At 52.8% G+C, this 17,248-nt stretch carries 13 protein-coding genes; 8 read left to right on the top strand and 5 right to left on the bottom strand.

From position 1 onward, the window contains the following. Positions 1 to 95: 95 nt before the first annotated feature. Positions 96 to 2,096: a methyl-accepting chemotaxis protein gene (locus BLR64_RS03080; RefSeq protein ID WP_090712084.1), complete on the bottom strand. Its 2,001-nt coding sequence runs from the start codon at positions 2,094 to 2,096 to the stop codon at positions 96 to 98. 538 nt (positions 2,097 to 2,634) lie between these two features. On the opposite strand from BLR64_RS03080, the gene BLR64_RS03075 reads away from it, so the two are divergent. The 3 genes from BLR64_RS03075 to BLR64_RS03065 all read left to right on the top strand — a co-directional run bounded on the left by BLR64_RS03075 (position 2,635) and on the right by BLR64_RS03065 (position 7,533). Next, positions 2,635 to 4,344 carry a proline--tRNA ligase gene (locus BLR64_RS03075; protein WP_090712082.1) on the top strand — a complete coding sequence of 570 codons (1,710 nt, stop codon included), beginning with the start codon at positions 2,635 to 2,637 and terminating at the stop codon, positions 4,342 to 4,344. A gap of 115 nt (positions 4,345 to 4,459) precedes the next feature. After that, a complete protein-coding gene (locus BLR64_RS03070) occupies positions 4,460 to 5,035 on the top strand; it encodes a GNAT family N-acetyltransferase (RefSeq protein ID WP_090712080.1) in 576 nt (191 codons plus the stop codon). A gap of 203 nt (positions 5,036 to 5,238) precedes the next feature. Continuing rightward, entirely contained in the window at positions 5,239 to 7,533 is a 2,295-nt protein-coding gene (locus BLR64_RS03065; RefSeq protein ID WP_090712077.1) for a type IA DNA topoisomerase, read from the top strand. Positions 7,534 to 7,627: 94 nt separating this feature from the next. On the opposite strand, the gene BLR64_RS03060 is transcribed toward BLR64_RS03065, so the two are convergent. The 3 genes from BLR64_RS03060 to BLR64_RS03050 all read right to left on the bottom strand — a co-directional run bounded on the left by BLR64_RS03060 (position 7,628) and on the right by BLR64_RS03050 (position 10,221). Further along, positions 7,628 to 8,389, bottom strand: coding sequence for a DsbA family protein (locus BLR64_RS03060; RefSeq protein WP_090712075.1), 762 nt, complete (start codon positions 8,387 to 8,389; stop codon positions 7,628 to 7,630). A gap of 100 nt (positions 8,390 to 8,489) precedes the next feature. Beyond that, positions 8,490 to 9,242 (bottom strand): HAD family hydrolase, encoded by a 753-nt coding sequence (locus BLR64_RS03055; protein ID WP_090712073.1) that lies wholly within the window; start codon positions 9,240 to 9,242, stop codon positions 8,490 to 8,492. A gap of 55 nt (positions 9,243 to 9,297) precedes the next feature. Next, a complete protein-coding gene (locus tag BLR64_RS03050; RefSeq protein ID WP_090712071.1) occupies positions 9,298 to 10,221 on the bottom strand; it encodes an ArsR/SmtB family transcription factor in 924 nt (307 codons plus the stop codon). A 143-nt stretch (positions 10,222 to 10,364) separates the two neighbouring features. Between BLR64_RS03050 and BLR64_RS03045 the strand changes: the two genes are divergently transcribed. The 5 genes from BLR64_RS03045 to BLR64_RS03025 all read left to right on the top strand — a co-directional run bounded on the left by BLR64_RS03045 (position 10,365) and on the right by BLR64_RS03025 (position 15,809). Next, positions 10,365 to 11,540 carry an MFS transporter gene (locus BLR64_RS03045; protein WP_090712069.1) on the top strand — a complete coding sequence of 392 codons (1,176 nt, stop codon included), beginning with the start codon at positions 10,365 to 10,367 and terminating at the stop codon, positions 11,538 to 11,540. Between the two features lie 90 nt (positions 11,541 to 11,630). After that, positions 11,631 to 12,356 (top strand): phosphonate ABC transporter ATP-binding protein, encoded by a 726-nt coding sequence (locus BLR64_RS03040; protein ID WP_090712067.1) that lies wholly within the window; start codon positions 11,631 to 11,633, stop codon positions 12,354 to 12,356. 30 nt (positions 12,357 to 12,386) lie between these two features. Next, on the top strand, positions 12,387 to 13,676 hold the full coding sequence (locus BLR64_RS03035; RefSeq protein ID WP_090712065.1) for a hypothetical protein: 1,290 nt from the start codon (positions 12,387 to 12,389) through the stop codon (positions 13,674 to 13,676). After that, the gene (locus BLR64_RS03030; protein WP_068725065.1) at positions 13,669 to 14,367 is read left to right on the top strand and encodes a response regulator transcription factor; all 699 of its coding nucleotides are present in this window, start codon (positions 13,669 to 13,671) and stop codon (positions 14,365 to 14,367) included. The genes BLR64_RS03035 and BLR64_RS03030 overlap by 8 nt, the downstream gene beginning before the upstream one ends. Continuing rightward, positions 14,364 to 15,809, top strand: a complete 1,446-nt coding sequence (locus tag BLR64_RS03025) for a sensor histidine kinase (protein ID WP_090712063.1) — start codon at positions 14,364 to 14,366, stop codon at positions 15,807 to 15,809. The genes BLR64_RS03030 and BLR64_RS03025 overlap by 4 nt, the downstream gene beginning before the upstream one ends. An 87-nt stretch (positions 15,810 to 15,896) precedes the next feature. Here the strand turns inward: BLR64_RS03025 and BLR64_RS03020 are convergent, their stop codons facing one another. Then, positions 15,897 to 17,120 (bottom strand): glucose-1-phosphate adenylyltransferase, encoded by a 1,224-nt coding sequence (locus BLR64_RS03020; protein ID WP_090712061.1) that lies wholly within the window; start codon positions 17,118 to 17,120, stop codon positions 15,897 to 15,899. Positions 17,121 to 17,248: the final 128 nt, after the last annotated feature.

Genomic DNA, 17,248 nt, shown 5'->3' with positions numbered 1-17,248 from the left:
AAAGAGCCGCCCCTCCAGCAATTGCCGGAAGGGCGGCTCTTGTTATATACAACAAGAGATGCCGTGTGTTAGTACGGCATCTCTTTAGGCGTTCTCTAATCCTCCAGCTTAAAGCGCTCGATCTTCACCTGCAGGTCCGAGGCCATCTTAGACAGCTCACCGGAGGAAGCGGTAATTTCGTCCATGGAGGCAAGCTGCTCCTGGGTCGCTGCTGTTACGCTCTGGAAGGCATCAGAGGTGGACCGTGCGATATTGGAAATTTCAACAACGGAGGCTGCGACCTGCTCTGCTCCGGCAGACATTTGCTCGGTAACGGCGGAAATATCATGGATCTGGCCGTTGATTCTGGCGGTGGACTGTTCAATATTGGCGAACGCCGCTTTGGCCTCATCTGTCACTTGAATCCCCAGCTCCACATCAGCCGATACCCGGTTATGGATCGTCTCATAGGTCTGGTCAATAAGGATGGTCATCTGCTCAATCGTCTCCTGGATATTACCGGCAGTCGTCTTGGACTGGTCTGCCAGCTTGCGTACTTCAGTGGCAACTACAGCGAAGCCACGGCCATGCTCACCGGCGCGGGCGGCCTCAATTCCGGCGTTCAGCGACAGCAGATTGGTCTGTACAGCAATATTGGAGATCGCACTGCTCATCGCTGACACCTGGGAGTTCAGGCCATTTAGTTGGCCGATCAGCTCAGAGGACAGGTGAGTTGACTCGCGGATTGCATCCATCTGCCGGCTAACCTGGCTGATTTTCTCGCTGCCGCTATGCACATCAGCTTCGGTGTCTGCCGATGAGCTGACAATGGAAGAAGCGGCTTCAGCAATTTTTGTAATGCCGGCGGACATTTCCTCCATTGCCCGGGACGTCTCGGCCATGGCGGCGGTCTGGGTCTCGGCTCCGGTTGACGAATCCTGGACCATCTCGGCCACATAGGCCGTAGCTTTGGCATTTTCTTCGGTAGTAGCGGTAAGCTGCTCGCTGGAGGCTGCCAGCAGGCCCGAGGTCTCGGAGATGTCAGTCACGATATTCCGCAGTGATTCCACCATGAGATTATAGTTTTTGGCCAGCTCACCGATCTCGTCGGCACGGTCAATTGTAATCTGTTCGTTCAGATGCCCTTCGCTTACACGGCGTGCAGACTGGTTAAGCCGGGTAATTGGCCGTGAGATAGCTCTTACGATGAAGTACATCAGAATGAGTGCGATCACCAGCGCACAGCCCAGCACGATTAGGCCGTTATACAATACAGGTAGTGAAGCGTCTGAAAATTCCTTGGTTTTGATTACACCCACGACAGTAAAGCCTGTTGCTGGATCTGTCGTATAATAGCCGCTCATGTCCAGTCCGGTATCAGGATTGGTGTAGGCCAGATTGCCTTTGTCTCCAACCAGCAGTTCAGCGACATAAGGGGCAATATCTTCTCCGGCCTTTTTCACCGGATGGGACACGAACTTGTTATTCCGGTCAACAACATAGTAGTAGCCTTCTTGACCGAGCTTATTCTTGTTGATCCTGTCACTCATTGCTTTAAGATTAAAAGTGGTGGCAATAGCGCCTTTGCCGTCCTTAAGGGTTTCAGATATGAACAGTGTGTAGTTGCCGGTGGTCATAGAAACTGCCGGATCTGTAAGGGTAACCTCACCGGGATTGCCCAGTGCGGCAGTATACCAGTCACGGGTACGCGGATCATAATCCTGCGGGCCGGGATCGGGGGCTTTCATCCAGGCACCATTCTGATTGCCGGCAACAAAAAGTTCAAGCTCGGGGTGCTCTTTTATAAACAGTTCAATCAGTGTACGTGTAGCCGCACTTTTGTTGTCGATATCGGCAGAGGTCAGCTGCTGGCTGAGCTGTGATACATTCTGTTTGGCTGCAGTAACCGATTCATTAATATTCGTTGCCAGCAGGTCTACGCTTGTGTGAATGGATTCCTGCATTGTGAGTTCCAGCTGTTTGCTGGAGCTGGTGTAGGAAAAGTAGCTTACCAGCACTACCGGAATTACCAGCATGACGGTAAAAATCAGAAGCATTTTCCTCTGCAGCGAACGGGATGTAAGATGATAAGCGGCACTTTTGATTTTTGTGAACATAGCGATGACTCCCCCTTGAATACATTTGCACAGAGGCATTGACAGGCGTTTCCTCTTGAAATGCTCTATCCATCTATTTCGGCTGATTTTCAAAAAAAATTCATATGTAAGCTCGTTAATCTGAAACATTTAATTTACAAACGGGCGGAAATAGTGTAAACGCATACATAAAGCAAAGCCATAACCGGCTCAAACATGGCAATTTCATGACAGGCTTGACGCATTCTGTAATTTCGGATACATTAAATAACAATTCAATAACGAAGCAGCGTTGACCAAGGATCTGCGTCCCAAATATCGTCAGAACAGAGAGAGGATTCACCGGCTGAAAGGTCCTCCGAGCCGCGAGAGGAGCGCACCCTGCCTTGAAAGCTGCAGCAATGGAGGTAAGCCTCTATTTGCTGCCGGCCCCGGCCGTTATCCGGTTAGAGGACTGCCAGGCATAGCCAGGCGGTTGAAATAGGGTGGTAACACGACGCATTCGTCCCTGACGGATGCGTCTTTTTTGCGTTTCAAACAACCTGAGGAGATGATTTAAATGCGCCAAAGCCAGCTTTTACTGACAACTCTACGCGATGCGCCTGCGGATGCGGAAACGGCAAGCCACCAGCTACTGTTACGTGCCGGCTATATCCGGATGCTCGCAGCAGGAATATACAGCTACCTGCCGCTGGGCCGCAGGGTACTGCGCAATATTGAGCATATTGTCCGGGAGGAAATGGATGCCGCCGGTGCCCAGGAGGTGCTGCTGCCATCTTTGCTGCCGGCTGAGCTGTGGAAGGAGTCGGGACGATTCGAGCCGTACGGCAAGGACCTGATGACTCTTATGGACCGCCACGAACGCCAGTTTGTGCTCGGCCCGACTCACGAAGAAGCAATTACAGCCCTGGTCCGGGGCGAGATCAGCTCCTACCGCAAGCTGCCGGTTACACTGTATCAGGTTCAGACCAAATTCCGCGATGAACGCCGCCCGCGCTCCGGTCTGCTGCGGGGCAGGGAGTTCCAGATGAAGGATGCCTATTCTTTTGACACGGACCGGGAAGGACTGGATATTGCATACAATCGAATGTTCAAGGCCTATGAACGGATATTTACCCGCTGCGGGCTGAATTTCAAAGCAGTTCAGGCAAATGCCGGTGCTATGGGCGGAGAGGGCGGAAACCATGAGTTTATGGCGCTCGCAGATATTGGTGAAGATACACTCGCTGTATGCACAAGCTGCGATTATGCTGCTAATCTGGAGGAGGCCGAAGCAGGCGGAACGTGGATCGCCACGAATGAGCAGGAAGCCGCTCAGCCGGAAGCAGAAAGGTTTCATACGCCAGGCCTGCGGACCATCGACCAACTGGAGGAGCAGCTGCAGCTTGCGACGCACAGCATCATCAAAACGCTGATCTACAGCGGTGACGGTACCCTTTTTGCCGTACTGGTCCGCGGGGACCATGAGGTAAATGAGCTCAAGCTTGCGGCTGCTGCGGGCGTTACCGCAGTATCTCTCGCAGATAATGAAGCCGTGAGGACGGCTGCCGGTGTAGAGAGCGGATATGTCGGACCGGTCGGCCTGAAGCTGCCGCTGATCATTGACAAAGCCGTGGCAGCGATGGAAACCGGGATTGCAGGTGCAGGAGAAAGAGATTACCATCTGCGGAATGTAGTGCCTGGACGTGACTTTTCACTTGAGCATGTGGCTGATATCAGAAACGCTGCCGAGGGGGAGACTTGCCCGAAATGCGAAAAGGGTGTGTACCATTTTCATAAAGGAATCGAGATCGGCCACATCTTTAAGCTGGGTACAAGGTACAGTGAGAAGCTCGGAGCAGTCTATCTGGATGCCTCAGGCAGAAACAAACCGATGATTATGGGCTGTTACGGCATCGGCCTTTCCAGGCTGCTGGCAGCGGTTGCCGAACAAAGCCATGATGATGAAGGCTTGCTCTGGCCGGAGGAGCTTGCGCCTTACCAGGTGCATATATTACAGCTGTCTGCCAAGGATCAGGAGCAGGCTGTAGTGGTTGAAGCGCTATACAATGAGCTTGCCAGGGCTGGTATTGGGACACTGCTCGATGACAGGGATGAACGGCCAGGGGTGAAGTTCAAGGACGCCGGACTGATCGGCATCCCGGTTGTGCTGGTAGTCGGCAAGTCAGCCGGCGAAGGCAAGGTTGAATACTGGGACCGGAAGAGCGGTACGAAGGAAATTATCTCAAACGCAGAGGTCGTCTCCAGAATTGCGGGGGGAATGAGATAAGCGTCCCGGTCAACATTTTGTATTCATCCTCCAAGTAGAAGATGATTATAAGAATTGTCTACATTCCGGCACCCTACCCTTAATGGTAGAATTCAGGTGAAGGGAGCGGATTTGTATGAACGTACCGGGGAATTATTTCTGGCAGGGCACGCTGGTCAGACTCAGAGCAACAAGGAGAAGTGACTGGGAAGTGTGGCGCAGAGAGCAGGAGGACAGTGAAGTTGTCCGGCTGATGGAGTGGAGTGTTGAGCTGCCCAAGAATGAGGCGAATGAACTGGCAATGTCGGAGGAATATGATAACTTCAAAAGCGAACTCCGCTGGATGTTTGCTGTTGAGACGTTTGATAATGTCTTGGTGGGCTTAGTAAATCTGAGTGCGCCGGATTATAAGAACGGTACGTTCGGTATGTCCTTCTGTATTAACAGGCAGTATCGGCAGAACGGTTACGGGCTGGACGCGGCGCGGATTGTTCTGCGGTATGCGTTTCATGAGCTGAGGCTGCAGAAATGCAACAGCGGCTGTGTATCCGTCAATGCTGCAAGCAGAGCGCTTCACCTGAAGCTGGGCTTCAAGGAGGAAGGCCTGCGCCGCAGAAGCATTTATATGAACGGCCAGTATTATGATGATCTTATGCTTGGAATGCTGCGTGAAGAATTTGATGAGGCGGAAGAAATGCGGAGCAGAGCTTGATATATTTCATCAGAAAATTTGGAGTGCTACCGGTGTAACGCTGGCGGCAACTCCATTTTTTTATCACTGCATACAGGTTAAAAAGAGATGATCATACTTTTTTGCTGAGTCACTTCTATTAATAGCAGGTAATTATTTTTGCAAAATGGTATAATAAAAAACTGGACGTGTTTTGGAACAACGATAGGTAAGGAGCGATATTTTTGAAAACACTCATTATTGCGGAGAAACCGGACATGGGGCGGAATATCGCCGCCGCAATAGAACCGAAAGCCAAAAACTACCGTTCCTATTTAGAAGGGGAGCAGTACATCATCACCTGGGCGATCGGACATCTGATTGGGCTTGCCGAGCCGGAAGCTTATGATGGCAAATATAAAAAGTGGAACATTAACGACCTGCCGATTATACCCGACCAGTTCAAGCTGGTGCCGAATGCGCGCACGATTGATCAGCTGAAGGTGATCGGTGAGCTGGCCAAACGCAGCAACCTGCTGGTCAACTCCTGTGACGCCGGGCGGGAGGGGCAGCATATTTTCTCGCTGATTCAGCGGCATTTAAAGCTCAGCCAGCCGGTAAAACGGCTGTGGATATCGGACCTTACGCCGGAGACCATCCGCAAAGGCTTCCAGGAGCTGAAGGACGGCTCGGAGTATGAGAATCTGACCAAAGCGGCCAGAGCGCGCAGTGAGGCTGATTGGCTGATCGGGATGAACGGCTCACGCGCTTTTACTACGAAGCATAATGTGCTGCTGTCCGTGGGCCGCGTGCAGACGCCCGTGCTGGCGCTGATCTACGACCGGCAAAAGACGATTGAGGCGTTTTCGTCGCTGAAATTTTTTGAGGTCGAGGGCCATTTTGCACAGAATGAGGTTGTCTATAAAGGCATGTGGCAAGGGGACCGCCTGACTGACAAGGAGAAGGCCGATGCGCTCGCAGCCAAGGTCAAAGGCAAACCCGGAAGGATTGCTTCCTATGAGGTCAAGGATACGAAAGAATATCCCAACAAGCTGTATGACCTGACGCTGCTGCAGCGTGAAGCGAATGGGAAATACGCATTTTCCGCCAAAAAAACGCTGGATATCGCCCAGGCGCTCTACGAAAAGCACAAGGTCATTTCGTACCCCCGGACGAATTCCAACTATGTTACCGAGCAGAACATTCCGGAGATGCACAAGACGCTGAATGCGCTGCAGGGCACCTCCTACGACGAACTGGTTAAAGGCGCCAACCGCAGCCTGGTCCATAAAGGCAATAAATTTGTCTGCAATCCGTCCAAGGTGGAAGACCACCATGCGATCCTTCCGACCAACCGCAAGGCTTCGGGGCTGAGCGCAGATGAGGCGAAATTATATGATCTGATTGTGCGCCGTTTCTTGTCGCAGTTCTATCCGGCCGCCGAGTATAAGGTACACACTGTCTTTACAGAGGTGGAGGGCGAGAGCTTCAAGACTACGGTCAAGGAGCTGCTGAGTCTGGGCTGGAAGGTGATCTATGCCGACCAGAAGAAGGATAAGGCGAAGCCGTCCAAAGGAAAAGGCAAGGATGAGGAGGAGGAAGAGGAGATCGAGGTGAATGAGCCGTTCTCTATCTCCCCTGCGGATGAAGTGCTGTGCAGCGATGCGGTGGTTAAAGAGAAGGATACGCAGCCGCCCAAGCACTACACCGAAGGCACCCTGCTCAAAGCGATGGAAAGCGCGGGCAAGCAGATTGAGGATGAGGAGCTGCGCGATGCCATGAAGGATTCCGGACTCGGAACTCCGGCAACCCGGGCGGCCACAATAGAGCGGCTGAAAAATGTCGGCTACGTCGAAATGCAGGGTAAAAAGATTGCCATCACCCAGAAGGGGCGGACGGCGATCGAACTGATCCGCGGAGCGGGCATCGAGCTGCTGACCTCACCGGAGATGACCGGACAATGGGAACGGCGGCTTAATGAAATCGCCAGAGGCACGGCGGCAGACGGGCAGTTCATGGAGAATGTGAAGCGCTTCGCAGCCATGATCGTCGACAAGGTGAAGGTCCAGTCCCGTGCGGCCAAAACCTCCTTTGAAGGCGAGACGCCTTCAATCCGGGCCGGCTCCAGAGGCCGGAGCAGCGGTGCCGCTTCAAAGGACGGCGCGGACAAGCCGCCCGCCGGTACCCGCAAACGCAGCGGTGCGGGAGACGGTGGGGCTGGCGCCAAGCCAGCCGGAGCAAGAACGGCGAAGCCGGCAGAGGACAGCGGGCCGAGGATTATCGGCAGCTGCCCCCGTCCGGGCTGCGGCGGCACCATCTTTATGGGCCGCAAGGGCTACGGCTGCTCCCATTACAAAGAGGGCTGCAAGTTTGTCATCTGGAAGGAAACCCACGGCCGGACGCTGACGGACACCCAGGTTAAGGCGCTGATTGAGAAGGGGAAGACCGGCAAGCTGAAGCTTGCAGCCGAAGACGGCTCGCCGCTGGAAGGCAAGCTGGTATTAGCGAATATGGATACAGGACAGCTTAGTGTAGAATAATGAAACGCTGCCCCGGGCAGCAAAAAATAAGAGGATGCAGCTTGGCAGCGGGATCTCCCGGCAGGCTGCATCCTCCTCTTTTGGATACACATGTTTATTTCGAAGAATCAGCCAGACTGCTCTCAATGGCGGCCGTAAGCCCCTCATACGAGGAATCCGGCAGCAGAACACCGTTCACCATAAATTTGGGAGTACCGTTAACACCATAGGCTCCGGCTATCTTGAAATCTTCCTTAACGTCATACATGTAGGTATGGTTCTTCACATCCTGCTCGAACCGGGCATAGTCCAGGCCTTCGATGTTGTCCTTGACAAACTGAAGGATGAACTTCTGGGTAGCCCAGATGGTGCTCTCATCGCCCTGATTGGCGTAAAGCTCATGTACATATTCCCAGAATTTCTCGTTGCTCTGCTTATAGATGGCTTCTCCGGCGCTGGCCGCCAGGTAAGAGTCGCGGTCAATGAATGCGAAGTTCATGAAATAGAGCTCAGCTTTTCCGGTGTCCACATAGTCTTTAATAAAGGTATCCAGATTGGCTTCGGTCCATTTCTTGCAGGCAGGACATTTGAAATCGGCGAACTCAATGACCTTGACCTTGGCGTCCGGATTGCCCAGATGCGGCTGCTTCTCAACCTTCAGGCCGTCAACGACAATTGTACCTTTGACATCCGTATAGTTTGGGAGACCCTCAAGCACATTCTCCTCTTTGGATTTGCTGTCTGTAAGGACATAGATAAGTACAATTGCCAGAATGACCGCGATGATACCAAGCAGCATAGGCAGCAGCCGGGAGCCGGCAGTGTTCCGGCCAGACTGCTTATTCGGTGTGCGGTTAGGACTTGCTTGCTTGTTCATTCCAAACCTCCTGAATGAGATGAAAAATCTACTCAAACAGTATAAACACTGCAGCTGCCGGATGCCTATGGCATTTGTAACAGGAGGCCTGCCACTAGGATCAGCCGTGGCTTTGCAGCTTGGATGCCGTCCGGATAACCGGCGGAACCTCGCTGATCGAGGAGATTGTCATGACCGACTGATGCATCTCACGCTGAAGCTCAATAAGGTTATATAGCCATTCATTCTGCTGCTTCAAGTAGATGCTGTTAATGCCGGCAGTCAAGGCCGGAAGCACGTCGGTGCGCAAGGAGTTGCCGATCATCCAGGTGCGCTTGCGTTCAAAAGGATAGGACACCAGGATATTTTCCAGTGATTCGATATTTTTATGCTGGCGGATAAAGATCCGGTCGTCAAAATAGACATCGAGCTTCATCTGTTCGATTTTGCGCTGCTGGATGGTATCGTCCCCGCCTGTGTACAGGTAGAGGTCATGCCCGTCATGCTTGAGCGCATCGAGGGTTTCCACCATGCCGGGATACGCCTCGACCTCCTGATCGTAGACGCTCATTCCGAGCTTCATCAGCTGCTGCTCATGATAAGGATCGGCGGCCCGGTTATATTTGGCACTGAAAAACCGGTAGGTGGCAATCAGTGATTTGGGGAAGTTATCGCTGGCCAGTCCGCTGGTGCTGACGGTTTCCACATCGATTTCCACCTGCTTGCTGCGGAATTCACCGGTTGTCGGTCCGTATTCGCCGAACCAGTCGGACATCAGCTCGAAATACTGCCCCAGAATGAGGTCAAAATATTTGTTGCAGTGTATCAGGGTGTCATCCAGATCAAAAATAACTTGTTGCGGCAAATACTTCATAACGCTCACTCCTAAGCCTGTAAGTTTGTCGGCAATCTCTGCTTGTGTATTGTTATTATAAACGAATATAGGACTCAAGGAACATCTGCAGATCGGATGCCCCATCCGGACGCACACTGTAGCGTTCATTCCCTTCACCTTCACTGCCCAAATGAACCCTCAGCAGGCCGGCGACACGCAGCATCAGCAGATGATGCATCATGATGTCACTCGTCTGGCCCAGCACAGACTGAAGCTCCCACAGCGTTTTGGGGTCATCGGCCGCATAGCGCAGCAGCCGGAGCCGGGTCGGATCGGACAATGCTTTGGTCAGGCGCAGCAGAACGGTGGGCGGTTCATCTTCATTGTCCGAAGGGACGTCAACAGGATACTGGATAATCATGAGTGTATTATAGAAGCAATACATATTGATCGGCCGGTTATGAATAGTCGGCAGCAGTACAACCGTCTGCAGATCGGGAATATCCTCGATGACTACACCGCCTGAAGCGTACTCAATCAGGGCTGCGGAACCCATTTTGCTCTCGAGCAGCTTTTTCTCGGAGGCGTCCTCAATCAGGAGCGGCAGCAGCTTCTGCTCGGCATGGCGGAAATACTGCTCATACCACAGCCGCAGAAGCGGGGGATAATCCCGCTTGATCCGTTCACATTCATGAATTGTAAAGTCAGGGAACAGCGGGGCAGTCTGCTCAAAGCACTCTTCCAGTGACTGCGTCTCCAGTTCATCCAGGAACTGGAGCACCTTCGATGCCGGCCGGCGGCGGTAAGCCCAGACGTACAGGACATCATAATCGGTAAAAGGCCATTCGGCTGCCTGCCGGAGCGCGGATACCTGCTGCGGAGGAATCCGCCCGTCTATATCGCGGATCCAGTCAGGGCCGATGTCCAGGTTGGAGATCCATTTCCTTGTTACATATAACATAAAACTGTCGATCAGTTCATAGACAGGCGAGACATCAATTTTGAGTTCATAAGTCATGAAGCTTGCACCCCCAGGAAATCGGTCACTTCTATATATTATCTCTTGTTTTGAAGAAGGTTGTCCACTATAATGTTCCATGTTTGCCTGCAGGGCAACTTTTATCCGCATTTGCCTGATCAACGCCCAAGGAGGATTCACCTGTGTCAGACCCGCTTGTACTTAAACGTTCCAACAGTAAACTGAATTATTTTATTCTCATTACCGTCATTATTGCCGCAGGCCTGAGCCAGGGGCTTCTGCTGCCGGTGCTCTCGATTCTGCTTGAACAAAAAGGGGTTTCCTCCTCACTCAACGGACTGAATGCCGCAGCTCTTTATGTCGGCTCGTTCGCAATGACTCTTGTAGCTGAACGTGTGCTCGGAGCGATAGGCTTTAAGAGACTGATAGCCGCCGGCATCAGCCTTGTCCTGGTAACGCTCCTGCTGTTCCCGCTGCTGCCGGGAATCAAGGTCTGGTTCATCCTGCGCCTGCTGGTCGGGATAGGCGACTCGGCGATTAATTATGCCGCCCAGCTCTGGGTGCTGCTGATGGCACCTGCAGAGCACAGGGGGCGCAATCTTTCGCTCTACGGAATGTCCTACGGGCTGGGCTTCAGCCTGGGCCCGGCCGGCATCAGCCTGCTGCGCTTTGGCGAGGCCGCTCCTTTTCTGATCCTGGCCGGATTGTTTATGCTCGCGCTCCTCTTGGTTCTGTTCAAGCTGCCGAACTCCCGGCCTGACAAGGTAGAGCACAGCGAGGGTCAGGCCCGCCGGTTCGGCCGCAGCTACAGCCTTGCCTGGTATGCTCTGATTCCGGCGCTGCTGTATGGTTATATGGAAGCGAGCCTGAACAGCAACTTCCCGGTCTACGGGCTGCGTTCCGGGTTCAATACAGACCAGATCGCCACACTGCTGCCGTTCGCGGGCATCGGCGGCCTGCTGCTCCAGCTGCCGCTGGGCCTGTGGAGTGACCGGTACGGGCGGAAAAAAATCCTGATTTTTGCCGGAACAACCGGCGGTCTGGCCTTTACGCTGCTCCCCCTTGGGGGCGGGCATTTTGTATTTACGCTGCTTCTGCTGCTGGCAGCCGGCGGCCTGGTCGGCTCCTTCTTCTCACTGGGGCTCAGCTATGCCGCAGACATCCTGCCGCGGAATCTGCTGCCTGCAGCCAATGTCGTATCTTCTTTTCATTTCAGTATAGGCAGCATTATCGGCCCCGGCATCGGCGGCCTGCTGCTTGAATTCGGCTGGGGCAGCGGTGTATTCGTGCTGCTGGGCGGTTTCTATATTTTGTTCGGCCTGACCGGGTTATTATTCTCGCCACGGCAGCTGAATTAAGTTAAAATAAGAACAGACGTACGCATGGAAATTGGTCCCGCTTTCAGAGTACACTATAGAGTAGAGACGAAAACAGGGAGAGGCTGAACTATGATTACAGTAGAACATCTGGCCAAAGCAGTCGGAGAAGACAAATTGCCGGTACTGCAGGATATCGGTTTTCAATTAGAACCCGGGGAGCTTGTGGTGCTGGTGGGAGCCAGCGGAAGCGGCAAGTCCACGCTGCTGCGCTGCCTGGCGCTGCGCGAGAAATGGGATAGAGGCAATTTCCGGGTTGACGGGATCGACATTATGAAAAGCCCGTTCGCCGGCAGACGTAAGATCCGCCGTGAATGGGCGTACCTGGAGCAGAATGCCGAGCTGAATCCGAACCGGACCGCACTGAAGAATGTACTGATCGGCCAATCCTCGCAGACACCGCTGTGGCGGATGGTGACAGGAATGGTGCGGCAGGATGATTATATGGGGGCAATGGACGAGCTTGATACGCTCGGCCTGCTGGACAAGGCCAAGCTGAAGACAAGCCAGCTCAGCGGGGGCGAGCGCCAGCGTGTAGCCATTGCCCGCGCGCTTGTGCACGGCGCCAAGGTTATTCTGGCCGATGAGCCGGTAACCGGTCTGGACCCGCGGACGGCCGAAGGCGTCCTGGAGACGCTTCGCAGACTCTGTAAAGAAACAGGGTTAACCGTAATTACCGTACTTCCGCTGGAACTGGCGGAACGTTATGCAACAAGGCTGTGGGTACTGGAGAACGGCAGAATCAAGCATGATGTCAGAGGACGCCGCCTGACTTCCCAGGAACGCCTGAACCTGTAGCAGATTAGAGCATGAAACAAGGAAAGAGTGATGAAGTTGAATCTTAGTGTTCCCAGACGTCTGGCGGCGGCTGTCCTGTCATTGTCCATACTGTCGGGCTGTACCTTCATCAGCGATCCTGTTTCGAAGATGAAGTCTCCGGAGCTGACAGCCGACAAGGCTTCACTGATGACGGCCATCAAGTCACAAATGCCGGCCAGCGCCTCGCTGATCCGCCCTTCCGGGGATGAGGACAGCTCCATATTCACAGAGGATTTCGATAAAGACGGCACAATGGAGACGCTGGTCTTTTACTTGACCGAGAATGAATCCGTCCTGATCCATGGCATGATTCTGGAGAAAACGGAGGACGGCTGGGTGAAGAAGCTTGTCTTCGACGGTGACGGCACGCAGCTGGAGTCGGTTGACCTGGAGGATGTAACGGGTGACGGCAAGCTGAATATTATTACCGGATATTCACGCGGAGAAGAGAAGGGGGTTGTCGTCTATTCCTATTCCGGCGGAGAACTGGAGGAGCTGCTGGCCCAGCCTTATACCAAATATATGATTGATGACCTGAATGAGGATGGGACTGCGGATCTCACCCTGATCTATTTCAAACGCAATGAACTTAACAAAATTACCACTTACCAATATAGTGACGGCTTTAAAGTACTCGATCAGCTGGACGACCTGGACCCGTATTTTAATAATTATTACAATATTGTCTCAGGAAAAGTGGCCGAGCATAAAGAAGGTATAGTTCTGGATTCGGCTGTGGATTCCCGCTCGGCCTATACCACCGTGGTTGTAATGGAGAACAACAAGCTGCGGGTAGTCATTCCTGGCGATGCCAATACCTTTAAAGACAAAAAAATTGTCAGTGAAGACATCGATGGTGACGGCATTATCGAGATTGGCATGCTGGAGCCGCCTGGAGGCTGGGAGTATTTTGACCCTGAAGCCATTCCTTACTTCACCTCATATTACAAATGGGACGGCAAGGACGGCCTGAGCTTTACCTCGCAGAAGTACCGTGATCCGGCGGACCGCTTTGTCATTGACTTTCTGCCGGAATGGCACGGTAAGATAACTGTAGATACCAAATCTGTACAGGATAAATCGCTGAAGTTCATTATGTCGGATACGGGGGAGACGGTTGTTGAGGTAACCTTCTTCACCCAGATGGAATGGGACCGTGTCAAGAGCAACGGCTGGAAGGTGCTTGGCAGGGATATGGACAAAATTATCGGCTACCGGGGTGAGCTGGTACAGAGCACGGGCGGGAGCGACAATGATAAAATAACCGCTCCAATTGAAAGGAAGGGAATCGATGAGTAAAGTATTGATACTCGAGGATGAAGAATCCATCCGCAGTTTTATAGTGATTAACCTGAAACGTAACGGATTCGAAGTGCTGGAGGCGGCTGACGGCAATGAAGCGCTGCATAAGCTGACCACCGTGCCGGATATTGATATTGCACTGCTGGATGTGATGGTGCCGGGAATTGACGGTTTTGAGGTATGCAGACGCATCCGTGAAACCAATGAGCGGCTGGGGATTATTTTCCTGACAGCCAAGGTGCAGGAGCAGGATAAGGTCTATGCGCTTTCCGTAGGTGCCGATGACCATGTCAGCAAGCCGTTCAGCCCGACCGAGCTGATTGCGCGTATTCAATCTCTGCTTCGCCGGGTTAACGTGCACCGTGAGCAGTCGGCCAAGGTCTCCTTTCACTCCGGCCCGTTTACGCTGGATCTGATCTCCAAGCAGTTCAAGCGCAGCGGGGAGGCAATCGAGCTGACGCCGACAGAATTTTCGCTGGTGCAATTTTTCCTGGAGAAGGAAAATACGCCGCTCAGCCGTGACTCCCTGCTGGATCATGTCTGGGGCAAGGAGTATATGGGCGATCCCAAGATCGTCGATGTAAACATCCGCCGGCTGCGCCAAAAAATCGAAAACAACCCGTCGGAGCCCGAATATCTGCAGACTGTATGGGGGCACGGCTATAAATGGAAAGGCCAGGGACAATGATCAAGAAGGGGATGCGCAGGCAGATTGTACTGCACTATATTTTAGTAGTCTTTGTGGCGCTTCTCCTCGTAGAGGTTATCTTCCTGCTGGCGATACGGACGTATTATTATGACAGTGTGTACAGCAAGATTACGACCCATATCAGCACGGCGGAGGAATTCCTGAAATATGAAATTTCGGGTGAGCGTTCGCCCAACCAGCTGCAGAAGGTGCTCGATTTCTTCAGCATGGATTACACGGAGCTTGAAGTGCTGTCCACCAGCGGGGATATTCTGACCAGCTCCACCGGCTTTCAGCCTGACCGGACCATTACGACCAGTGATGTTCCTGAGGCTGTAGGCGGAAGCATCGGCAAATGGGTAGGCAGGCAGGCGGGAACGAATGAGAGCGTAATGGCGGTCTCCAAGCTGATTCAGGTGAACAGCCGTGATAAATATGTGATCCGTTATCTCACCTCGATGGAGCGGATTGACAAGGATCTGCTTAACCTTACCCTGGTGTCGATCGGAATCGGTGCGGCTGTCATGGTGATCGTGGTCCTGTTCAGCTTCGGGCTGGCGAATTCCATTGTGAAGCCGCTGAATAATATAACGGCGGTCTCGGCGCAAATGGCCAAGGGAAGGTTCACCGCCCGCATCAAAGGGGATTACAAATACGAGATCGGCGATCTGGCGACTACGCTGAATTATATGGCCGATGAGATTATCCGCAGCAATCAGATCAAGGATGATTTCATCTCCTCCATCTCCCATGAGCTCAGGACTCCGCTGACCAGCATCAAAGGCTGGAGCGAGACGCTGATCTCGGGCGGGTATGATCCGGAGGAGACGAAGCTCGGCGTGGGGATTATCTCGAGGGAAAGTGACCGTCTGATCGGCCTGGTGGAGGAAATACTGGACTTCTCCAAGCTGCAGCAGAATGAAATGAAGCTGTCCATAGTCCTTACAGATATAAAGGTAGTGCTTCAGGAGACTCTTCTTAATATCTGGGCCAAGGCGGAGAAGAAACGGATACATCTGGTGCTGGAATGTGAGGATACCATTTATATTAAGGGTGATCCGAACCGGCTCAAGCAGGTTTTTCTTAACCTTGTGGACAATGCCGTCAAATTCTCCCCCGAGGATTCCAGCATAGTCCTGTCTGCACATCGTCTGTCAGGGACCGAAATGGCGGTAATCGTCAGAGACAGCGGAATCGGGATCAGTGAAGCACATCTGTCCAGGGTTAGAGACCGCTTCTTCCAGGTTGATGCGCTGAATGGCGGAACCGGCCTGGGGCTTGCTATCTCCCAGCAGATTGTCGAACTTCATCACGGCAAGCTGGAGCTGGACAGCGAGCTTGGCAAAGGAACACAGGTTACGGTTATTCTGCCGTTGACCGATGAGCGTCCGCCGGCGGCTGAGCAGCGGCTGACGGAAGAAGGGCACGATTACGAGTTATAAGGAGTCACCTAACCTCTGTACACAGCAAAAGGGCTGCAATACGGTCATACGACCAGTATTGCAGCCCTTTTTATCGTCAAATGTGGTTTAAGACGGGAGTCCTTCGGCCCGCAGTCTGCCTGTCTTCTCGTAGACCTCCTGCAGCAGTCTGGAAGGCTGTGTACGGATGACCGGTTTGGCTGCTACAATCTCATTAGGGCCGACCACGACAATGTTGTCAGGGCTGCCTTTGATCACAGCTCCATCCTTAATGACTGCACCCTCACCGATAATTGCATTTTCAATCAGTACACCGCGCCCGATATAAACGCCGGGCATTACGATGCTATGATGTACCCGGCTGAGCTTGCCGATTTCCACGCCGCCGAAGATTACAGAACGCTGCAGGCTGCCTTCCAGCAAGCAGGTCTCATTCACCAGGCAGTCATCAGCCTGAGCCGGTATACGGGACTTAACAGCGGCCGGCTTGGTGCGCCGTGCCCGGCTGTACATCGGCCACTGGGCGTTATCCAGCTTGAAGCCGTTGTCCGCCTGCAGCAGATCCATATGAGCTTCCCACAGGCTGTCAACCGTACCTACATCTCTCCAGTAGCCCTGGAAACGGTATGCGAACAGATCGTCGGTGCTGTCCAGCATTGCGGGGATCACGTCTTTGCCGAAATCATGGCTGGAGGAAGGATCAGCGGCATCACGCAGCAAATAATCCTTAAGATAGGCCCATTCAAAGAGATAAATACCCATAGATGCCAGGTTGCTTTGAGGCACCTTAGGCTTTTCGGCGAACTCGGAAATCTTAAGCTCGTCATTGACGTTCATGACGCCAAAGCGGCTTGCTTCATCCCAGGGAACCTCCATAACCGAAATCGTTGCTTTGGCGGATTTGCTAATATGATAATCCAGCATTTTGCGGTAATCCATGTGGTAGATATGATCGGCAGAAAGGATCAGCACATGCTCCGGATTTTGACTGTCGATAAAATCAATGTTCTTATAGATGGCATCTGCTGTACCGGTATAAGTACTTCGTCCGTCCACACCGGAAGGCAGCAGTCTGACACCCTGATCAGGTTTGGAATGCAGCCCCCATGGCTCGCCTGATCCGATATGTTGATGCAGGGAATTAGCTTCGTACTGAGTCAGTACGCCCACAGTATCAATGCTTGAATTCACACAGTTGCTGAGGGGAAAGTCAATGATTCTATACTGTCCTCCGAAAGGGACTGCAGGTTTTGCCATCGTGGTGGTTAAGGGGGCCAGTCTGCGGCCTTCCCCGCCAGCCAGCAGCATGGCGACACATTCTTTTTTACTCATTTGTTATCCCTCCCATTTTTTTGTCAATGCTTGTAATATAAACTCCCCACAAGCTCTTGAAACGGCATAAGTGAAATATATTGAGGTCCTGCTGCAAAAATTACAATTTTATTTTCTTCGTTCAGAAA

The sequence above is a fragment of the Paenibacillus typhae genome (assembly GCF_900099765.1).
Lineage (GTDB): Bacteria > Bacillota > Bacilli > Paenibacillales > Paenibacillaceae > Paenibacillus_AQ > Paenibacillus_AQ typhae.
This window is presented reverse-complemented; position numbering and strand designations above follow the sequence as displayed.